At 71.3% G+C, this 18,662-nt stretch carries 17 protein-coding genes, 1 tRNA gene and 1 pseudogene; 12 read left to right on the top strand and 7 right to left on the bottom strand.

Annotation, left to right across the window (positions count from 1 at the left end; genetic code table 11):
* Positions 1-90: 90 nt before the first annotated feature.
* Positions 91-528 (bottom strand): alternative ribosome rescue aminoacyl-tRNA hydrolase ArfB, encoded by a 438-nt coding sequence (gene arfB / locus ACFY5B_RS33715; protein ID WP_352100080.1) that lies wholly within the window; start codon positions 526-528, stop codon positions 91-93.
* A 160-nt stretch (positions 529-688) separates the two neighbouring features.
* On the opposite strand from arfB, the gene ACFY5B_RS33720 reads away from it, so the two are divergent.
* Positions 689-1,264, top strand: coding sequence for a TerD family protein (locus tag ACFY5B_RS33720; RefSeq protein WP_033312269.1), 576 nt, complete (start codon positions 689-691; stop codon positions 1,262-1,264).
* A gap of 193 nt (positions 1,265-1,457) precedes the next feature.
* Entirely contained in the window at positions 1,458-1,970 is a 513-nt protein-coding gene (locus ACFY5B_RS33725) for a GNAT family N-acetyltransferase (protein WP_389977098.1), read from the top strand.
* Positions 1,971-1,974: 4 nt separating this feature from the next.
* On the opposite strand, the gene ACFY5B_RS33730 is transcribed toward ACFY5B_RS33725, so the two are convergent.
* Complete coding sequence (locus ACFY5B_RS33730) at positions 1,975-3,384, bottom strand: M1 family metallopeptidase (protein ID WP_389977101.1); 1,410 nt, start codon at positions 3,382-3,384, stop codon at positions 1,975-1,977.
* A gap of 37 nt (positions 3,385-3,421) precedes the next feature.
* Between ACFY5B_RS33730 and ACFY5B_RS33735 the strand changes: the two genes are divergently transcribed.
* Positions 3,422-3,922, top strand: a complete 501-nt coding sequence (locus ACFY5B_RS33735; RefSeq protein ID WP_389977104.1) for a hypothetical protein — start codon at positions 3,422-3,424, stop codon at positions 3,920-3,922.
* A gap of 44 nt (positions 3,923-3,966) precedes the next feature.
* Here ACFY5B_RS33735 and ACFY5B_RS33740 read toward each other — a convergent pair whose 3' ends face one another.
* Positions 3,967-4,644, bottom strand: a complete 678-nt coding sequence (locus ACFY5B_RS33740; protein WP_389977107.1) for a pentapeptide repeat-containing protein — start codon at positions 4,642-4,644, stop codon at positions 3,967-3,969.
* Positions 4,645-4,786: 142 nt separating this feature from the next.
* Here ACFY5B_RS33740 and ACFY5B_RS33745 point away from each other — a divergent pair, with 142 nt between their 5' ends.
* Complete coding sequence (locus tag ACFY5B_RS33745) at positions 4,787-5,947, top strand: FAD-dependent oxidoreductase (protein ID WP_389977110.1); 1,161 nt, start codon at positions 4,787-4,789, stop codon at positions 5,945-5,947.
* A 64-nt stretch (positions 5,948-6,011) separates the two neighbouring features.
* Complete coding sequence (locus ACFY5B_RS33750; protein ID WP_389977113.1) at positions 6,012-6,995, top strand: zinc-binding dehydrogenase; 984 nt, start codon at positions 6,012-6,014, stop codon at positions 6,993-6,995.
* Positions 6,996-7,067: 72 nt separating this feature from the next.
* Here ACFY5B_RS33750 and ACFY5B_RS33755 read toward each other — a convergent pair whose 3' ends face one another.
* Complete coding sequence (locus ACFY5B_RS33755; protein ID WP_389977116.1) at positions 7,068-10,316, bottom strand: Tat pathway signal protein; 3,249 nt, start codon at positions 10,314-10,316, stop codon at positions 7,068-7,070.
* Between the two features lie 131 nt (positions 10,317-10,447).
* On the opposite strand from ACFY5B_RS33755, the gene ACFY5B_RS33760 reads away from it, so the two are divergent.
* The gene (locus ACFY5B_RS33760; RefSeq protein WP_389977119.1) at positions 10,448-11,395 is read left to right on the top strand and encodes an aminoglycoside phosphotransferase family protein; all 948 of its coding nucleotides are present in this window, start codon (positions 10,448-10,450) and stop codon (positions 11,393-11,395) included.
* A gap of 381 nt (positions 11,396-11,776) precedes the next feature.
* Here the strand turns inward: ACFY5B_RS33760 and ACFY5B_RS33765 are convergent, their stop codons facing one another.
* Positions 11,777-12,130, bottom strand: coding sequence for a hypothetical protein (locus tag ACFY5B_RS33765; RefSeq protein WP_389977122.1), 354 nt, complete (start codon positions 12,128-12,130; stop codon positions 11,777-11,779).
* Between the two features lie 247 nt (positions 12,131-12,377).
* Here ACFY5B_RS33765 and ACFY5B_RS33770 point away from each other — a divergent pair, with 247 nt between their 5' ends.
* Both ACFY5B_RS33770 and ACFY5B_RS33775 read left to right on the top strand, forming a co-directional pair.
* Entirely contained in the window at positions 12,378-12,578 is a 201-nt protein-coding gene (locus ACFY5B_RS33770) for a helix-turn-helix domain-containing protein (RefSeq protein ID WP_389977476.1), read from the top strand.
* A gap of 67 nt (positions 12,579-12,645) precedes the next feature.
* A pseudogene (locus ACFY5B_RS33775) lies at positions 12,646-14,080 on the top strand (tyrosine-type recombinase/integrase).
* A 24-nt stretch (positions 14,081-14,104) separates the two neighbouring features.
* Here ACFY5B_RS33775 and ACFY5B_RS33780 read toward each other — a convergent pair.
* Positions 14,105-14,178: transfer RNA gene (locus ACFY5B_RS33780), tRNA-Thr, on the bottom strand.
* 57 nt (positions 14,179-14,235) lie between these two features.
* The gene (locus ACFY5B_RS33785; protein WP_389977125.1) at positions 14,236-14,694 is read right to left on the bottom strand and encodes a DUF3224 domain-containing protein; all 459 of its coding nucleotides are present in this window, start codon (positions 14,692-14,694) and stop codon (positions 14,236-14,238) included.
* A 104-nt stretch (positions 14,695-14,798) separates the two neighbouring features.
* Here ACFY5B_RS33785 and ACFY5B_RS33790 point away from each other — a divergent pair, with 104 nt between their 5' ends.
* The 4 genes from ACFY5B_RS33790 to ACFY5B_RS33805 all read left to right on the top strand — a co-directional run bounded on the left by ACFY5B_RS33790 (position 14,799) and on the right by ACFY5B_RS33805 (position 18,565).
* Positions 14,799-15,791, top strand: coding sequence for a helix-turn-helix transcriptional regulator (locus ACFY5B_RS33790; protein WP_389977128.1), 993 nt, complete (start codon positions 14,799-14,801; stop codon positions 15,789-15,791).
* 187 nt (positions 15,792-15,978) lie between these two features.
* Positions 15,979-17,067 carry a sn-glycerol-3-phosphate ABC transporter ATP-binding protein UgpC gene (locus ACFY5B_RS33795; protein ID WP_344466332.1) on the top strand — a complete coding sequence of 363 codons (1,089 nt, stop codon included), beginning with the start codon at positions 15,979-15,981 and terminating at the stop codon, positions 17,065-17,067.
* Between the two features lie 218 nt (positions 17,068-17,285).
* Complete coding sequence (locus ACFY5B_RS33800; RefSeq protein WP_389977132.1) at positions 17,286-17,735, top strand: hypothetical protein; 450 nt, start codon at positions 17,286-17,288, stop codon at positions 17,733-17,735.
* Positions 17,736-17,833: 98 nt separating this feature from the next.
* On the top strand, positions 17,834-18,565 hold the full coding sequence (locus tag ACFY5B_RS33805) for an NDP-sugar synthase (protein ID WP_389977135.1): 732 nt from the start codon (positions 17,834-17,836) through the stop codon (positions 18,563-18,565).
* Positions 18,566-18,662 lie beyond the last annotated feature (97 nt).

Genomic DNA, 18,662 nt, shown 5'->3' on the forward strand with positions numbered 1-18,662 from the left:
CCTCCGCCTTGCATCTGCACGCACCACGCCCCGCTCGGGTCGGCCGAGAGGCGCTGTCACTCCCGGCCGACCTGATCCAAACGACAGGCCCTAGCCCCAGTTCCGCGCGGAGCGCCCCTGCTTCGTCTCCGAGCGCTGCTTCTTCTCCCGCAGCCGGCGCTCGTTGATGCCCCGGGGGATCCGAGTCGGCTTGCGGGGCTTGGGCGGGGGCGCGGTGGCCTCGGCCAGGAGCGCGGTGAGGCGTACGGCCGCGGCCTCGCGGTTGCGCCACTGGGAGCGGTGCTCGGAGGACCGCACGGTGACGACCCCGTCGACCAGACGCCCGGCCAGCCGCTCCAGGGCCCGCTGCTTCCACACCGCGGGCAGCGCCTCGGTCTTCGCCAGGTCGAAGCTCAGCTCGACCTTCGAGTCGCTGGTGTTGACGTGCTGCCCACCCGGCCCCGACGACCGCGAGAAACGCCACATGAGCTCGGCCTCGGGCAGGGAGACGGAGCCGCGGATGACGTGGTGACCGGACATGCCGTCCATGTTCCCGCTTCTGTCCCGTCCACGTCATCCCAATAACGGCGAGTAAAGAAAGTAAAGGACCTGGAACCTCGCGTACCCCTCTCCTCGTTCATGGGGGTAGCTGTAGCTTCGGTGCCGCAGCTTCTTTGCCGCACGTAAACGAGGGAAGGGACTCCCAACAATGGCTGTAAGCCTGTCCAAGGGTGGCAACGTCTCGCTCACCAAGGAGGCTCCGGGCCTGACCGACGTCACCGTGGGCCTCGGCTGGGACGTCCGCACCACCACCGGCACGGACTTCGACCTCGACGCCTCGGCGATCGCGGTCAACACGCAGGGCAAGGTCTACTCGGACGCCCACTTCGTCTTCTTCAACAACAAGCAGACGCCGGACAACACGATCGTCCACACGGGCGACAACCGCACGGGCGAGGGCGCCGGCGACGACGAGGCGATCAACGTCAACCTCGCCGCCCTCCCGGCCGACATCGACAAGATCGTCTTCCCGGTGTCGATCTACGACGCCGAGAACCGCAGCCAGAACTTCGGCCAGGTCCGCAACGCCTACATCCGCATCGTCAACCAGGCCGGCGGCGCGGAGATCGCCCGCTACGACCTGTCGGAGGACGCGGCGACGGAGACGGCCATGGTCTTCGGCGAGCTGTACCGCAACGGCGCCGAGTGGAAGTTCCGCGCGGTCGGCCAGGGCTACGCCTCGGGCCTGGTCGGCATCGCCCAGGACTTCGGCGTGAACGTCTGACGGACGCCTGAGCGTTCGCGCGGGACCCCCGGGCCGGTCGTCCGGCCCGGGGAGCTCCTCCTCGGGGGCGCGGGGCTGTGGCGATCGGCGGCTCCTCCTCGGGGGCGCGACAAGCCACAGCCAACCCGCACGGACGGAGCACCCGAGCTCCCACGGCGCTCGAAACCCTCCCCGCGCGGGATACGTTCCCCACGTGATCCTCGACCCACTGCCCACGGCCCCCTTGAGCGGCCCCCTCCTCGCGGAGCTGACGGCCCTCTACGCCTCCAACCACGAGTTCCACACCCTGACGGGCGACTTCCCCGACCCCAAGGACATCCGCCCCGAGCAGGTCGCCGCCGCGCTGTCGGAGGAGCGAGAGCAACCCGGCACCGAAATCCTGCTCGCCCGCAGCTTCGGCCGGCTCATCGGCATCGCCGTCACCCTCGCCCACCACCCCGACCCGGCCGACCCGGACCCCTGGATCGGCCTGCTGATGGTGGACGCGCAACTGCACGGCCAGGGCCACGGCCGCCGCCTGGCCGCACTCGTGGAGGACCGCTTCCGCGCGGCCGGCCGCAGCGCAGTCCGGCTGGCCGTTCTGGTGAACAACCCGAAGGCCCTGGCCTTCTGGACCGCCCTCGGCTACCAGGTGGCCGACCACCGCGAGGATCTGCGACACGGACGCCCCTGCACGGTCCTGCGCAAGGAACTGGCCACCCCGTGAAGCCTCAGGGCCGCTCCGGCTTCCCCTCCCCGAACAGCCAGGTCTCCCAGATCCCCGCCACGTCCGCTCCGGGTGCCTGCTTCTCGACATAGGCCGTGAAGTCGGCGGTGTCGGCGTTCCCGTACCGGTGCGTCGCCGCCCACCCCTTGAGGATCGGGAAGAACCGGTCGTCCCCGACGGCCTGCCGCACCTTCTGCAGCACCATCGCCCCCCGCCAATACACCGGAGGGCCGGAGATCCGCGCGGCGCTCGGCGGGTCCGCCGGCGGGAACTCCCAGATCTCCTCCCCGGCCTCCTCCGTGTCGAAGTACGCGCCGGAGTACACCGCGTCGAACGTCTCCTGCGCGCTCCGTCCGCCGTGGTCCTCCTCCCACAGCCACTCCGCGTACGTCGCGAACCCCTCGTTGAGCCACATGTCCCGCCAGCTCCCGGGCGTGACGGAGTCGCCGTACCACTGGTGGGCGAGCTCATGGACGAGGAACGTGACGTCGGGGGCGCCGGGGAAGACCGGCCGGCTCTGGGTCTCCAGGGCGTAGCCGACGGAGGCCGCGCTGTCGACGATCGCGCCGGCGGTGGCGAAGGGGTACGGCCCGAACCGCCGCTCCGACCACCGCAGCACCTCGGGAAGCCGCCCGAGCACGGGCCGGCTCGCCGCCGCCTCGGCCGGGTCGACGGCCGTGTACACGGGCAGACCCCCGGCCAGCGAGCGGCTGACGTCGAACCGGCCGATCGCGAGAGTGGCGAGGTAGCTAGCCATCGGCTCAGCGGTGTGCCACACGAACGTCGTACGCCCACGCGCGGTCGTCTCGCTCCGCAACTCCCCGTTGGAGACGGCCCGCAGCCCCTTCGGCACGGTCACCGTGAGGTCGTACGCCGCCTTGTCGGAGGGGTGGTGGTTGCCGGGGAACCACGCCATCGACCCCGTCGGCTCGCCCAGCGCGAGCGCCCCGTCCGGGGTGCGCAGCCAGCCCTCCTCGGAGCCGTCCGGGTCGGTGACGGTCTCGGGCGCTCCGGAATAGCGGACGGTCACGCGGAACGTGTCGTCCCGGTCGATGTCGCCGTGCGGCCGGACGGTGAGCTCCTGCCCGGCGCGGTTCCAGCGGGCGACCTCGCGGCCGACGGTGATCTGCTCGACCTCCATGCCGAGCAGGTCGAGGTTGAAGGCGGAGAGGTCCTTGGTCGCGCGCGCGGTGAGGGTGGCCGTGCCGGTGAGGTGGTGGGCGCCGGGGTCGTAGGCGAGGCGCAGGCCGTAGTGGGTGACGTCGTAGCCGCCGTTGCCGGCCTTCGGGAAGTAGGGGTCGCGGACGCCGGAGCCGCCCGGGGTGCCGTGCACCCCGCCGCCGCAGGCGGTGAGGGCGCAGACGAGCAGGGTGGCTGCGGGCAGCGTGGGGACAAGACGCACAGATCGGGCCACGTTCGCGATCCTACGGGCGCGTGACACCATCACCTCCGTGCTCGACATCGGCTACGCCCTCTCCAACCGCTTTCCCGACCCGCCGCAGACCGACTACCGCCGCGCGGACGTCCGGGCACTGCGCCACGACCTGTTCTGCGGGGACGTCTATCTGGCGGACACCAAAACGGATCACGAGGTGTCCACAGCCTGGGGATGGGTGCCGGTGCTCGACTTCGCGTGGGCGCTGTGCGACATCGTGGAGCGGATCGACCGGGATCCGGCGGGCTCCAGGGCGTCCCGGCCGCAGCGGGCGGAGCTGGACTTCACCGAGTCGACCGACCGGATGCTGTTCGAGCGCCGCTTCGGCTGGGTGGACATCGAGGCCGACTGGATGCGCGCGGAGGAGCCCGCTCTCACCGTCTCCCACAGCGAACTGCGCCGCGAGGCCCGGGACTTCCTGCACGACCTGATCGCCGACCTCACCGACCTGCACGACGACCTCGCGGAGAACCCGGCCGTCTGGACCCTCCAGGCCCGCTTCCCCCGCCTGCCGTAGCCGCCACCGGGCTTCAGGCAGCCTCGGCCTCGGCTCAGCGGGCCTCAGCCCTCGACGCGGATCCCCCACTGCGCCGCCAGCACCGGTGCCAGATCCAGCAGCTGCGCCGTGCTGATCACCGCCCCCGACAGCCGGTCCAGGCCCCTGCTGATCTCCAGGGACGCGGCGCCGCGCAGGTCGACGTCCGTGAGGGTCGCCGCGTGCAGGTCGGCGCCCTTCACGGCGCAGTCCACGAACTCCACGCGCTCCAGGCGGGCCCCGCCGAAATCCGGCTCGACCAGGACGCAGCCCTCGAAGACGACGTCTCTGAGCCGGGCCGTGCGCAGGTTCAGGTAGTCGAACTTGCCGCCGCGGATCAGCACCCGCTCCAGCACCGCCCCGTGCAGCTGCGGTCCGCCGAGCCGGGCGTCGGTCAGCTCCACGTCGCGCAGGGTGGCCTCGGCGAGGTCGGTGCCGACGCCCCGGACGCCGGTGAGGGCCGAGTCCAGGAGACGGGCGTGCCGCAGCCGGGTCTCGTCCAGCACGCAGCCCGTCAGGGCGCAGTCCATGAAACGGGCGCCCGATCCGTCCTGCCCGGAGAGGCCGGCGTCCCGGAACTCCACCCCGTCGTAGTCGCCGTCCGGCTCCAGCTCCCCGCCCCCGTACGGCTCCAGCACCGGCAGCCGCACCTCCGGTCGCCGCGCACCCTTCACGCCCGTACCGCCCGCCGCTCTCCTCGCCATGCCCCCCATGCTGCACCCCGCCACTGACAGACGCCCCTGACCTGCGCGGACACCGGTGATGTCACATTCCGGCGCCCTCGATCGGTCGTAACACCGAAAGGCACACCACACGGCGACCCCGACTCCGAGGGAGATCCCAGCCATGCACCGCATCACCGTCATCGGCGGCGGCTTCGCCGGACTGACCGCGGCCATCACCGCTGCCGAGGCCGGCGCCAAGGTCACCCTCCACGAGGCCCACCACACCCTCGGCGGCCGGGCGCGCACCGCCGAGGGCCCGTACCGCACCAACGAGGGTCCGCACGCCCTCTACAACGGCGGCCCGCACTGGGCCTGGCTGAAGCAGCGCGACCTCATCGGTCCCCTCGCCCCGCTCCCGCCCCTGGAGGCGGCCCGGCTCCGGTTGCGGCACCAGGGCGTGCTGCGCCGCACCCCGCCCTTCGCCATGCTGAAGCTGCTGCGCCGGACGGGCCGGCAGGCGCCGGTGGACGCCGACTTCCTGACCTGGGCGACGGACATCGCTGGCGAGGAGGGGGCCCGGGCCGCCGCCCACTACGCGGCGGTCGCCCTGTTCCACCACGACCCCGGGTCGCTGTCGGCCGCGTTCGTGCAGGAGCGGCTGCGCCGGGCCACCAAGCTGCCGCCCGAGGCGCACTACCCGCGCGGCGGCTGGGCGAGCCTCATCGACCGGATGGCCGCCCGCGCCTGGAACCTGGGCGTCCGGATGGAGACCCTGTCCCGCGTCGACTCGCTCCCCACCGACACACCCGTCGTCGTCGCCACCTCCCTCGACGCCGCCCGCCGCCTGCTCGGCGACGACTCCCTCCACTGGCCGAGCGGCCGTACCGCCCTGATCGACCTGGCCGTGCGCACCCGGCGCGGGGACGCCTTCGCGGTCTCCGACCTGGACGCACCGGGCTGGCTGGAGCGGTTCACCGCGCAGGACCGCAGCCTGGCCCCGGCCGGGGAGCAGCTGATCCAGGGGCAGATCCCCCTCGCTCCGCACGAGTCCAAGGCCGACGGCACCGCCCGCGCCGAGCAACTGCTGGACCTCGGTTTCCCGGGCTGGCGCGAGCGGCTCACCTGGCGGCGCGAGTCGGTGGCGAACGGCCGTACGGGCGCGGTCGATCGGCCCGGCACCAGCTGGCGCGACCGGCCGGCCGTGGACCGGGGCGACGGGGTCTATCTCGCCGGCGACCAGGTCGCGGCCCCCGGAGTGCTGTCGGAGGTGTCCTTCAACAGCGCCCTGACGGCGGTCTCCCTGGCCCTCGGCCGGCGCGAGCTTGACCTCAAGCGAGCTTGAGGTTGAAAGCTGGTCGCATCGAACGCCCCGTCAGAGGAAGCGAACGCTCACCAGAGGAGCTGTCATGCACGCCATCCGCCTGCACGCCTTCGGCCCCGCCGAGAACCTCACCTACGAGCAGGTCGAGGACCCCCGGCCGGGCCCCGGCCAGGTGCGTATCGCCGTACGCGCGGCGGGCGTCCACCTCCTGGACGCCGCCCTGCGCGAGGGCATGCCGGGCGGCCCGGCGAACGAGCCGGCGACCCTGCCCACCGTCCCCGGCCGCGAGGTCGCCGGTGTCGTCGAATCCCTGGGCCAGGGGGTCGCCGGGCTGTGGCTCGGCAAGCGGGTCGTCGCCCACCTCGGCTTCGTCCCCGGCGGCTACGCCGAACTGGCCGTCACCGAGGCCGAGCGCCTGCACGAGATCCCCGGGAACCTCGACTTCGGCGAGGCCGTGGCCATGATCGGCACGGGCCGCACGGCGATGGGGATCCTGCAGTTCGCCGACCTCGGGCCCGACTCCGTGGCCGTCGTCCCGGCCGCCGCCGGAGGCATCGGCACCCTCCTCGTGCAGTACGCCAAGAACGCCGGCGCGACCGTCGTGGGCCTCGCGGGCGGGCCGGAGAAGACCGCCCGGGTGCAGGCGGGCGGCGCCGATCTCGCCGTCGACTACAAGGACCCCTCCTGGCCCGCGAAGGTCCGCGCGCACCTCGGCGGCCGGACCGCGACCGTCGTCTTCGACGGCGTCGGCGGCGACATCGCCCGCGAGGCCGTCGCCCTCCTCGGCCCCGGCGGCAGACACATCGTCTTCGGCTGGTCCGGCGAGGGCATCCGGGACGGCGGCCCCTACCTCGTCGACGGCGTCTCGGAACAGGTCCTCGGCCCGGCGATGCTGGGGAAGGCCGGCGGACCCGACCCCCTGCGCACCCTAGAACTGCGCGCCCTCACCGAGGCCGCCGCCGGCCGGCTCACTCCGGCGGTGCAGCGCTTCCCGCTCCGCGAGGCGGCGGCGGCACACCGGGCGCTGGAGGGGCGGGCCACGGTCGGGAAGGTGGTGCTGGAGCCGTGAGCCACGGGAAGGGGAGGTGCCCCACCGCCTCGGGCCACCTCCCCTTCCGACGACAGCCACGGCTCGGACGGATCAGCGGGCGACCGCCTTCGTCGCCTTGCTCACCGCCGCTCCGTCCTTGTGGCCCGTGCGGTGCGCGACCACCTTCACCGTGACCTTCTTGCCCTGCTGCGCCGCCTTCAGCACGAGCGAGGCCTTCGTCGCCCCGCTGATGGCCTTGCCGTTCGCGTACCACTGGTACCCGTACGAGGAGGCGGCCGGGCTCCACGTTCCCGTGGACGCCTTGAGCGTGCCGCCGACCTTCGCCGGGCCGCCGATCACGGGCACCTTGGTCGCCCGGGGCGCGTCCCCCTCGGCCACCGTCACCGCCGACGAGGACGCCGACCCGCTCCGCCAGCCGTCCTTGACCGCCGTCACGGTCACCGTGATCTTCTTGCCCGCCTGCGCCGCGGGAACGGTGTACGACGCCCCGGTCGCCCCGGCGATCGCCGTCCCGCCCGCCTTCCACTGGTACGTGTACGAGGACGGTGTCGTGGACCAGGTGCCCGGCGCGGCGGTGACCTGGGCGCCCACCTTGGGCGAGCCGGTCACCTTGGGGGCCGACGTGTTCTCCAGCCCGGGCTGGGGTGTGACGGTGAAGGTGCCGCGCGGGAACTCCCAGCCGCGGGTGAGCACGCTGATGTTCCAGCTGCCGGCGGCCGCGCCGGTCAGGTCGACGGTCGCGGTCACCGTCCGGTTGTCCGCGGAGACCGATTCCGCCTCCGCCGTGATCGTCTTCCCGGCCCGGCTGAGCCGGACGGTGACGTCCCGGCCGAGCGCGGTGCCCGTGACCGTGAGCTTCACCTTGGCGCCCGCGGCCCCCGTGTCGGGGCTGACCGCGGTGACGGACGTCTTCTCCGTACCGCACAACGTGGACGAGCAGGTCAGTTCGGCGCTGTAGGCCGTGCCGGAGGCCTTCTCCGGGAGGCCGAGGAGGAAGAGCGACGGCGCGTCGGACGGGCCGCCGACCGAGCAGAGGTAGCCGGAGCTGGACCAGCCGCAGCCGTTGGTCCACTCGCTGTTGTAGAGCACGGGCACGGCCGTGGTGGTGGCGCCGGTGGTGTCCTTGACGTCGGCCTCGAACCGGTCGAACCGGGCGGTGGGCAGCACCGCGCACACCGCTGTGTGCGATTCGTCCAGCGTGCCGGTCATCGGCCCGTACCCGAACGCCACGGACGGCACCCTGGCGCACTCCGGCGCCGGCCCGTCGGCGGTCGCGACCCGCAGGGCGTCGAGACGGTATTCGGGCGCCGCCTTCAGGTTCGCCGGCGTCTGGACGAGGACCTGGTGGGTCGTGGAACCGGAGGCCGCGCAGGACGTGTTGCGGAAGGCGCACTCCACCCGGCCGTCCCCGGCGATCACCGCGCTGTTGGCGGTGCCGAGGGCGTCCCGCACGTTGAGGTGCACGACGTCGGTGGCTGTCCCCGTGGTCACCTGGTGGCAGTTGAGCGTGCCCGGTGCCGCGTACGGGCTCTTCACCGACGCCCCGCCGACCTTCACCGCCGTGGTCTTCACACAGCCAGAGGAGGAGGCGCTCGCGGTCACGTCCCGCCGGGACAGGGTGTACGTGGCCGCCGCGTCCCGCCCGGTCACCAGCACGGTGTGGGCCTTGCCCGGGGTCAGGGAGCACACGGACCAGCCGTCGGTGGTGGCGTACCGGTCGCAGACCCGCTTGCCGTCGGAGTCCAGCACGGAGAACCCGGCCGGCGCCGTCCCCGAGGTCGCGGTCAGCTGGAGCACCTCGGCGTTCGAGTGCCCGTCGGCCGGAATCCCCAGGCAGTGGGAGAAGACGCCGTCGCCCGTGGTCAGCGAGGCCTTCGCGCCGTCCGCGGTGAAGCTGCCCGCGGGCAGGACGGGGCAGCCCTCCGCCACGTCGGTGCGGTGGAAGGCGACGGCGTACCGGCCCGTCGCCGTGTCGCCACTGTCCTCGGTGTGCACCAGCGCCCGGAACGGCGCCTCACCGGTCAGCGCGCAGTCACCGCCCCGGAGCGCCTCCCCGTCGCACTGCGGAGTGCCGGCGCGGTCCAGGACCTCCACCTCGGGGGTCGTCCCGGCCGGGGAACGCGAGGTGAGCGCGGCGAGGCGGGCGCCCTTCGGCACCGGCAGCGTCAGGCAGTCGTACTGCCCGACCGTGCTCAGTTCCCCCTTGTACAGGCCCGTTTCGACTGCCTCGCAACCCGCCTCGCTCGCTCGGTCGAACACGACCAGCCGGTCACGGGAGGGAGCGAAGGCGTTACTGCCGAGGACGGCCGTGTACGTGCCCGCCCCGGTGATCCGGCACGGGTCGGTCCCGGACCGGCACACGGTCCGGCCGTCGGTGTCGTACACCCGGACCGCCCCGGCCGACCGGTCCTCGTCCACGTAGTGCACGGTGTAGGGGCCGGCCCTGTCGACGGTGAAGGTGTAGCAGGTGCCGGTGCCGAAGTCGTGCGGCTCCAAGGGGCCGTAGGGCAGGACCTTCGCGGTGGTGCAGCCCTGCGGGTCGTTCAGCCGGCGTACCTGCAGCGCGTACTCGGCGGGGAAGCCGCTCTCGTTGCGGGAGACGTTCGACAGTACCCGGTAGGGGCCGTCTCCGGGCAGTACGCAGCTGTCCTCGCCGTCCTCCGGGAAGTGCTCACAGACCCGGGCACCGGTCGCGTCGGTGATCCAGGCGACCGAGTCGCCGTACACCCTGGTGCCGACCGTCAGCCGGATCCGTTCGCCGGGCCGGCCCTCGAAAGCCTGGCAGTCCACCGCCAGCGGGCTCGCCGCGCTCCGGACCACCGCCGGCCGGTCCCAGCCGGTGCCGACCGGATCGGCACAACCGGGGGCCTTCGAACCGAGCGGGACGACGGTCAGCTCGGTCTTCTCCTCGTCCACCCAGCCGCTGTTGACGACCTTCACCGTGTACGTGCCGGCCGCCGGGACCTCACACCAGCCCTCGGTGCGGTACTCGTCGTCGAAGCAGTCGACCTCGGCGCCGTCGGCGTCGAGCAGCTGCGCGTAGGCGTTGTTCTGGCTGTCGTCCAGCATCATCCGGTGCAGACCGGGCGACGTGGCCGTCACCGTGAAACAGGCGCTGCCCTGGGCCGGGACGGTCGCCCTGCCGACGGCGTCACCCGGGTCCCCGAACGGCGCGAGCGCGAGCGGCGCACACTCCGCGTCTGCGGCCTGGGCGGATCCCACCCCGGTCAGGGTCAGCAGTGAAGCGAACAGCGAGACGGCGGCAGCGGACGCGACGGCCCGCCCACGTCTCGCCCGCGATCCGGGTCCGGGTCTCGGACAGACGTCGGTCTCTGACATGGCAATCCCCCCTGGAACAATGGTCGTTGGCGAGATGCTCGCACACAGGTACGACACAACGCTCCTCGGATTCGGACACCCCGCGGCACGCGAACCGGCGCCGGACGGTGCCCGCACCCCGGCGAAATCGCATGACCCGCCCGGCGTGCCCCACTACCCTGCCGGGAGTGATCGACATTCCCCGGGAACTGGCGGCATCACAGGAGAAGTTCAACGGCGAGGCGGGCCGCGCCTTCATCGCCGCACTGCCGGAGCAAACGGCCCGCTTCCTCGGACACTGGGACCTGAAGCCCGACGGCCCCCCGATGCACGGCGTCTCCGCCCTGGTCCTCCCGGTCGTCCGGACCGCCGACGGCACCCCGGCGGTCCTCAAGCTCCAGATCCTCGACGAGGAGAGCGAGGGCGAACCGGTCGCGCTGCGCGCCTGGGACGGCGACGGAGCCGTCCGCCTCCTCGACCACGACGTGCCCACCGGCACCATGCTGCTGGAGCGCCTCGACGAGACCCGCATGCTGTCCCACGTGCCGGACACCCACCAGGCCGTCCTCACCATCGCGGAGCTCCTGGCCCACCTCACGTCCTTCCCGGCCCCGCCCGGCATGCGCAGCCTCGGCGACATCGCCCGCGCGATGCTCGACCGGACCTCCTGGGCGCTCGGCCGCATCCCCGATCCGGAGACCCGCCGCATCGTCGCCGACCTGGCCGCCGCCGTCCGCGAGGTCGTGGACGAACCCGGCGACCGGCTCCTCCACTGGGACCTGCACTTCGACAACGTCCTGGCCTCCGACCGCGCCCCCTGGCTCGCGATCGACCCCAAACCCCTCGCCGGCGACCCCGGCTTCGAGCTGTGGCCCGCCCTCGACAACCGCTACGACCCGGACGACGTCCTCTGGCGCTTCGACGCCATGACCGACATCCTCACCCTGGACCGCGCCCGCGCCCGCGCCTGGACCCTTGCCCGCCTCCTCCAGAACACCCTGTGGGACATCGAGGACGGCCGCCCCGTCGACGACGAGCAGCTGGAAATCGCCCGGCGGCTGAGAAATGCCGGACCCCGAGCACCCCGGCGTGAACGCTGAAGAACGCCCTGTCGGCTCCGAGTCGCAAAAGAGTCGATCGAGGACTTCGCGTCCACAGTTCTCGGGGCGAGGAAGCCGGGGGATAAACCTGACCTCTTGGCAGTCTTTAAGACGGTCGGGTTCCTGTTCAGGGCTCCCAAGGGGGACCGCCAGCAAGGGTCCTGAAGTCCGAGGGGATCCACATCCTCGAAGAATCGCAACATGTATGGCCGGTCGAGGGCGTGCCGCACTTCGCGAAAAGCAGAAATGTCCAGACTGTGATACTCCGGCCTGGGCCTATTAGCACTCCATTAGGGCTTTGGCGCTCGACCTGGGGAAACGTTGCGCGTCAAAATCCTACTGGAGTACTACTGTAGGCATGCCGCGGGCCGCTCGGGCATGTCACGCTTCGACGACCAGCTCCCGCTGCGGGTCATAGGTCACGAGTCCGCGGCTCTTTGCCATGGCGATGAGGGTGTCGGAGGCTTCGCTCCTCCGGGACCAGGCGATGTTGACCAATACGCACTCTCCGTTGAAATAGACTGAAGAAGTCCAGGGGGATTGATCTGCTTCCTCCTCCGTGGTGTCCTCCGTCAGATCCTTATAAGCCTTCAGGGTATCCCGGTAGAATTCAGCAACTCGCGGACTCTCTGCAGTCACCCCGGACTCACCATCCGTCATCGCGTCGTATTTCTGATGTGCCGACGCCGCGTCGAGGGAACCGCTCTCGTACCAGAATGCGAGGTCGTAACTCATGGCCCTCCTTCATGTGATACGGCGTGGGAGCCCGTCGCTCAGGCGCCCACGCCGCTCGCTCGACTCGAACTTGCCCGACCGGAACCGACCCTTAACGACCGTTCCCGCCTCGTTCCGGATGAGCAGCAACAGCCTCGAATAGGACGAACCGGTGCCGGAGGAGAACTTCACGTGCCCGCCGATCGAGAGGGTCCCCGGCCACACCCCAGACGCTACCCCACAAGCTCCGGCCAGGAAGGCAGTCCCGATCAGCACCGCGCTCCCGCCCTCCGACCAGTTGCTGTACACCCCCAAGGAGGCCGCCACGGTCCTCCGCTTCGGCCGCTCCACCGTCTACGAGCTGATGGCCGAGGGCCTTCTGAGGTGCGTCAAGCGAGGCCGCTCTCGCCGCATTCGCCGCAGCGACCTGGAGGCGTTCGTGAACAGCCTCGAACCCGAGTCCCCCTGACCCACGCCCCACCCAAGGCGCCCCCGGACAACGTGTCCGGGGGCGCCTTCCGTATGGAGGAAACACGTTGAGCCCCCGCAGACCGAACATGGAATCGTCGATCTACCTGGGCAGCGACGGCTGGTGGCACGGCCGCGTCACCATGGGCGTCAAGGACGACGGAAAGCCCGACCGGCGCCACCGCCGCGCCAAGACCGAGGCCGAGGTCAAGCGCAAGGTCCGCGAATTGGAAGACCTCCGCGACAAGGGCCGAGCCCCCAAGGCCGGCCGCAAGCCGACCGTGGCGGAGTGGATGTCGACGTACCTCACCGACATCGCGAGCCTGAAGCTCAAGCCCCGCTCCCTGGACGACTACTGGTGCAAGACCCGGAACGACATCGTCCCCGGCATCGGACAGCACCGACTCGACAAACTCCAGCCCGAGCACCTGGAGCGCATGTATCGCCGGATGCTCGACGAGGGCCACGCGGAATCCCACGTGCTGAAAGTCCACCGCATCCTGTCCCGCGCCCTGAAAATCGCCCATCGCCGCCGGATCATCGGCGAGAACGTGGCCACCCTCGTCGACCCGCCCACCGTCGACGAGACCGAGACGAACCCGCTCACGATCGAGGAAGGCCAAAGCCTTCTTGGAGGCCGCCGCCAAGCGACCCACCTTCATGCGTTGGGTCGTGGGTGTCGGCATGGGTTTCCGGCAGGGCGAGGCCCTCGGATTCCGGTGGAAGTACGTCGACCTGGACAACGAGCTGTTCCACCCCCAGTGGCAGCTTCAACGCCTCACCTGGCGCCACGGCTGCAAGGACGCCCACGCCTGCGGCGGGCGCCTGCACCGCTTCGCCCCCTGCCCACCCGACTGCAAGACCCACAAGAACTACAAGCGCGGCTGCCCCAAGCCCTGCCCGAAGGACTGCACGAAACACGCGAGCACCTGCCCCGACCGCAAGGGCGGCGGACTCGTCTTCACCCGCCCCAAGACCAAGAAGAGCCGTAACTCCGTCCCTATCCCGCCCCCGTTCATCCCGTACCTGCTGGAGCACAAAGCCCAGCAGGAGGAAATGCGCGCCGCCGCGGGCGACGAGTGGCAGGAGCACCACGCGCTTTTCACACGGGTGGACGGCCGACCGATCGACCCCCGCGACGACTGGGAGGAATTCAAGGAGCTGCTCGAAGAGGCCGGGATCGACGACCGGCGCCAGCACGACGGCAGTCGCCACACGGCCGGCACGATCCTGAACGAGCTGGGGGTCGACCTCCCCACGATCATGGAGATCCTTCGGCACTCCCAGATCGGCCAGACGCGCCGCTACGTCAAGGGCAGGTCCCACCTGGTGGCCAAGGCCGCCATGGTCCGCATGGGAGACACCTTCATGCACAGCCCGACACCCGCACCGGAACCGGCCCGAAACCGGCGTCTGAGACCACAACTGAGCCGTCGACACCCGCGCGGCCCGCGCCTGACGCCGCCGCCGTATCCGCTAAACGAAAAACCCCAGGTCAGATAGCCACTGACCTGGGGTTCCACCCAGAGCCCCCTGTCGGATTCGAACCGACGACCTACGCATTACAAGTGCGTTGCTCTGGCCAGCTGAGCTAAGGAGGCGGGTGCCGTGCACCGCGTTGCCGCGCGTGAGGGCGGCACCACTGTACACAGAGCCCGTTACGCCGAGCCACGAAGTTCCGTCCCGTGGGCCCCCCGCACCACCTCGTAGGCGAACCGATACTCCACCGCCGTCTCCCCGTGCCGTGCGGTGAAACCGCCCTCCCCCGTGAGGCCGGTCAGCTCTCCGCTCCCCGACCCCGGCACCACCTCGAAGGTGCAGTGCACGGTGCCGTCCTCGCCGAAGAACCCCCGTTCCTCCACCGCGAAGCTCCCCTCACGGCCCTCGACGCGGCCGGTGAGCAGTTCCATGCCGCTGAAGGAGCCGGTCTTGGCGGTGACGTAGACGATCGCGTACTCGCAGGTCGTCCCGGCCGCCTCGATGCCGCCGGTGAAGGTGTTCCGGACCGAGGCGTGGGCGAGGCGGGGGTTCGCGTCCTCGCCGGGGCCGATCACGCGTTCCTGCCAGTCGGCGAACGTGAAGTGGCCGGTGGTGGTCGTGGTGCGGGTGCCGGGCATGGGGGTCCTCTCGATCGGCTCCGGATGTCCTCGACCACCAGCCTGGACGCCGTACCTGACATCTTCTGTCAGGTACGGCGCCGTACGCCGCCACAATGGCCCCCATGCGCGCCGACCGGCTCCTCTCCCTGCTCCTGCTGCTCCAGAACCGCGGGCGGATGACCGCGCCCGAGCTCGCCGCCGAGCTGGAGGTGTCGGTGCGGACGGTCTACCGGGACGTCGAGGCGCTGGGAGCGGCCGGTGTGCCGGTGTGCGCCGACCGGGGGCCCGAGGGCGGCTACCGGCTGGTCGACGGGTACCGGACGCGGCTGACCGGTCTGACCGACGCCGAGGCCGGTTCGCTGTTCCTCGCCGGGATGCCCGGGCCCGCGCGGGACCTCGGGCTGGGCACGGTGCTGGCCAGCGCCCAGCTGAAGGTGCAGGCGGCGCTGCCCGCGGAGCTCGCCGGGCAGGCGCGGCGGGTGCAGGAACGGTTCCATCTGGACGCGCCGGCCTGGTTCCGGGAGGCCGACCCGGTGCCGTGTCTGGAGGCCGTGGCGGCGGCCGTGTGGGAGCGGCGGGTGCTGCGGCTGCACTACCGGCGCCCGCGCGGCGAGGTGCGCCGGGAGGTGCGGCCGCTGGGGCTCGTCCTGAAGGGCGGCATCTGGTACCTGGTCGCCCTCGCGGAGGAGGCCGTGCGGACCTACCGGGTGTCGCGCGTGCTGGACGTGGAGGAGACGGGGGACGTCTTCGAGCGGCCCGCGGGGTTCGGCCTGGCCGCCTACTGGGCCGAGTCCTCCCGGCGTCTGGAGGCCGCCCTGCGGCAGGACACCGCCCGGCTGCGGATCTCGCCCCGCGCGCGGCGGCTGCTGCCGATGCAGTTCGGCGCGGCGGGAGTACACGCCCTGGAGTGCGCGGGCCCTCCCGACGGGGACGGCTGGGTGGAGGTGGAGCTGACCGTCGAGTCGGAGGCGGTGGCCGTGGGCGACCTGCTCCGGCTCGGCACGGAGGCGGAGGTGCTCGGCCCTCCCGGACTCCGGCAGGCGGTGGCCCGGGCGGTCGCGGTGCTCGCGGACCGCTACGGCGAACCGGAAACGAACACGTCCGGTCAGCCGTGACGTGCGGCTTCGAAAATTTCCGCGAAGTTCACAGGCCCGGAACTACTGACAGACGTGTGAACGCCGGGTACCGTCCTGAGCCAGTTCACACGCGTGGACTACACCACAACGGCAATCACCGTCGTGGCACCGCCTTCCTACTCGGATCGTCCGGCACGTTCCTGCCGGTAGAAGGGGTTCATTCACCATGGCCACTGTCTCGTTCGACAAGGCGACCCGGATCTACCCGGGTTCCACCAAGCCCGCCGTCGACGCGCTGGAGATCGACATCGAGGACGGCGAGTTCCTCGTCCTCGTCGGCCCCTCCGGCTGCGGCAAGTCCACCTCGCTCCGCATGCTCGCGGGGCTCGAGGACGTCAACGGCGGCGCGATCCGCATCGGCGACCGTGACGTCACGCACCTGCCGCCCAAGGACCGGGACATCGCCATGGTGTTCCAGAACTACGCGCTCTACCCGCACATGACGGTCGCCGACAACATGGGCTTCGCGCTCAAGATCGCCGGCGTCAACAAGGCGGAGATCCGGCAGAAGGTCGAAGAGGCCGCGAAGATCCTCGACCTCACCGAGTACCTGGACCGCAAGCCGAAGGCGCTCTCCGGTGGTCAGCGCCAGCGTGTCGCCATGGGCCGCGCCATCGTGCGTGAGCCCCAGGTCTTCCTCATGGACGAGCCGCTGTCCAACCTGGACGCCAAGCTCCGGGTGTCCACCCGTACGCAGATCGCCTCGCTCCAGCGCCGCCTGGGCATCACCACCGTCTACGTCACCCACGACCAGGTCGAGGCCATGACGATGGGCGACCGCGTGGCGGTCCTCAAGGACGGTCTGCTCCAGCAGATCGACACCCCGCGCAACATGTACGACAAGCCCGCCAACCTCTTCGTGGCCGGCTTCATCGGCTCCCCGGCGATGAACCTGGTCGAGGTGCCGATCACCGACGGCGGCGTCAAGTTCGGCAAGTCCGTGGTGCCGGTGCAGCGTGACGCGATCGCGGCCGCCACCGACAAGACCGTCACCGTCGGCGTCCGCCCCGAGCACTTCGAGGTGGCCGGCGCGGACGCCGAGCTGGGCCTCGCGGTCACGGTGAACGTCGTCGAGGAGCTCGGCGCCGACGCGTACGTCTACGGCACCGCCAAGGTCGGCGACGAGTCCAAGGACCTCGTCGTCCGCGTCAGCGGCCGTGACGTCCCGGAGAAGGGCAGCCAGCTGCACGTCGTGCCCCGCTCCGGCGAGACCCACGTGTTCTCGACGTCGACCGGCGCGCGCCTGTCCGACTGATCAACCGGCAAACGCACAACCCCGGGTGAATCACCCAGGTTGACGAAGAGGGCCCCGCGGCATGCCGCGGGGCCCTTCTCGTTGTCGACAAATACCCCGGCAGACCGGACGTTTCGAGCATTGTGCGTCAACGCCCTACCCAGAAAGTGGCCCTTTCTCATCCCCCGAACCGGTGACTAAATGTCTACAAACCATTACCGGGCGCTACCCTCACACGCGTGAAGCACTCCATGAACCAACAGACGCGACGCGGTCGGGGCCCCGCCCGCCGGATCGGCCGCACCCTCGCTTTCGTCCTGCCCGTCGTCCTGGTGCTCTCCGGGACCCTCGCGGTCACCCGAGTCAACTGGTCGGGGAACTCCACCGACCCGGTGCTCACCGCCGCGGACACCTCTGTGGGCACCCCGCAGGCGGCCAAGCGCGCCCCCCAGGAGGTCCTGCGTGACAAGCTGCTGACCGAACTGCAGGAGGAGGACCCGGGCGTCGCCCTCAGCCACCTCCAGCAGGCCGTCAACGGCCGCCCGTCGCTGGCGAAGCACTGCGCGTCCATCGCCCGTGCCCTCGGCCAGGCCGCCGTCGCGGTCTACGGCCCGACCCGCGCCCAGTCCTACGCGCGCCCGGTCTGCGACACCGCCTTCGCCACCGGCGTCGCCGCCGCGCACGGCTGAGCACACCGCCCTGCCATCGGGTAGGAGGTCCACAAGGCTGACGCGGGAACGATCGTCGGCCGCCATCCCGGGCGGGACGCCACGTACAGTTCGTGTCCATGAGCGATCCGAGCGCCGCGTCCCGCCCCGTTCAAGCCGTCGTTCTGGCCGGCGGCCAGGGCTCCCGGCTGCGTCCGTACACCGACGACCGGCCCAAGCCGATGGTCGAGATCCCCGGGACGGGGACGCCGATCATCGGCCATCAGCTGTCCTGGCTCGCCGACGAGGGTGTGACACACGTCGTGGTCTCCTGCGGCCACCTCGCCGAGGTGCTGCAGAAGTGGCTGGAGACCGCCGAGTTGCCCCTCTCCGTCACCACGGTCGTCGAGCCGGAGCCGCTGGGGCGCGGCGGCGGCCTCAAGTACGCCGCGGCGCGTCTTCCCCATCCCGACCAGCCCTGGTACGCGACGAACGGCGACATCTGGACGCGGTTCTCGCTGCGGGACATGGCCGACTTCCACACCGAGCGGGACGCCGTCGCCACCCTTGCGCTGGCCCGGCCCCGGCTGCCGTGGGGCGCGGTGCAGACCGACGGCTTCGGGCGCATCACCGACTTCATCGAGGCACCGCCGTCGACGTTCGAGATCAACGCCGGTGTGTACGTCTTCTCCCCCGAGTTCGCCGGGCTGTTGCCGCACCGGGGGGACCACGAGCGGACGACGTTCCCTCATCTGGCCCGTGAGCGGCGGCTGGCCGGGTTCACGATCCCCCAGGGGTCGTACTGGCGGGCCATCGACACGGCGAAGGACCTGACCGAGGCGGCGAAGGAACTGGCGGCGTCGGGGCGCTGAGGGCTCCGCCGGTTGGCCGGGTGGTGAGGCTGCCCCCGTCAAGAAGCCAGGGGCGTTCAAGCGCTGAGAGCTCCGCCGGTTGGCCGGGTGGTGAGGC

Source organism: Streptomyces sp. NPDC013187, from assembly GCF_042899705.1.
Classification (GTDB): Bacteria; Actinomycetota; Actinomycetes; order Streptomycetales; family Streptomycetaceae; genus Streptomyces; species Streptomyces hawaiiensis_A.

Bases quoted from the DNA above. Each gene is read 5' to 3' on its own strand.
- arfB (WP_352100080.1), bottom strand. From the start codon at position 528: ATGGACGGCATGTCCGGTCACCACGTCATCCGCGGCTCCGTCTCCCTG.
- ACFY5B_RS33720 (WP_033312269.1), top strand. From the start codon at position 689: ATGGCTGTAAGCCTGTCCAAGGGTGGCAACGTCTCGCTCACCAAGGAG.
- ACFY5B_RS33740 (WP_389977107.1), bottom strand. From the start codon at position 4,644: ATGGCGAGGAGAGCGGCGGGCGGTACGGGCGTGAAGGGTGCGCGGCGA.
- ACFY5B_RS33745 (WP_389977110.1), top strand. From the start codon at position 4,787: ATGCACCGCATCACCGTCATCGGCGGCGGCTTCGCCGGACTGACCGCG.
- ACFY5B_RS33750 (WP_389977113.1), top strand. From the start codon at position 6,012: ATGCACGCCATCCGCCTGCACGCCTTCGGCCCCGCCGAGAACCTCACC.
- ACFY5B_RS33755 (WP_389977116.1), bottom strand. From the start codon at position 10,316: ATGTCAGAGACCGACGTCTGTCCGAGACCCGGACCCGGATCGCGGGCG.
- ACFY5B_RS33760 (WP_389977119.1), top strand. From the start codon at position 10,448: ATGACCCGCCCGGCGTGCCCCACTACCCTGCCGGGAGTGATCGACATT.
- ACFY5B_RS33765 (WP_389977122.1), bottom strand. From the start codon at position 12,130: ATGAGTTACGACCTCGCATTCTGGTACGAGAGCGGTTCCCTCGACGCG.
- ACFY5B_RS33785 (WP_389977125.1), bottom strand. From the start codon at position 14,694: ATGCCCGGCACCCGCACCACGACCACCACCGGCCACTTCACGTTCGCC.
- ACFY5B_RS33790 (WP_389977128.1), top strand. From the start codon at position 14,799: ATGCGCGCCGACCGGCTCCTCTCCCTGCTCCTGCTGCTCCAGAACCGC.
- ACFY5B_RS33795 (WP_344466332.1), top strand. From the start codon at position 15,979: ATGGCCACTGTCTCGTTCGACAAGGCGACCCGGATCTACCCGGGTTCC.
- ACFY5B_RS33805 (WP_389977135.1), top strand. From the start codon at position 17,834: ATGAGCGATCCGAGCGCCGCGTCCCGCCCCGTTCAAGCCGTCGTTCTG.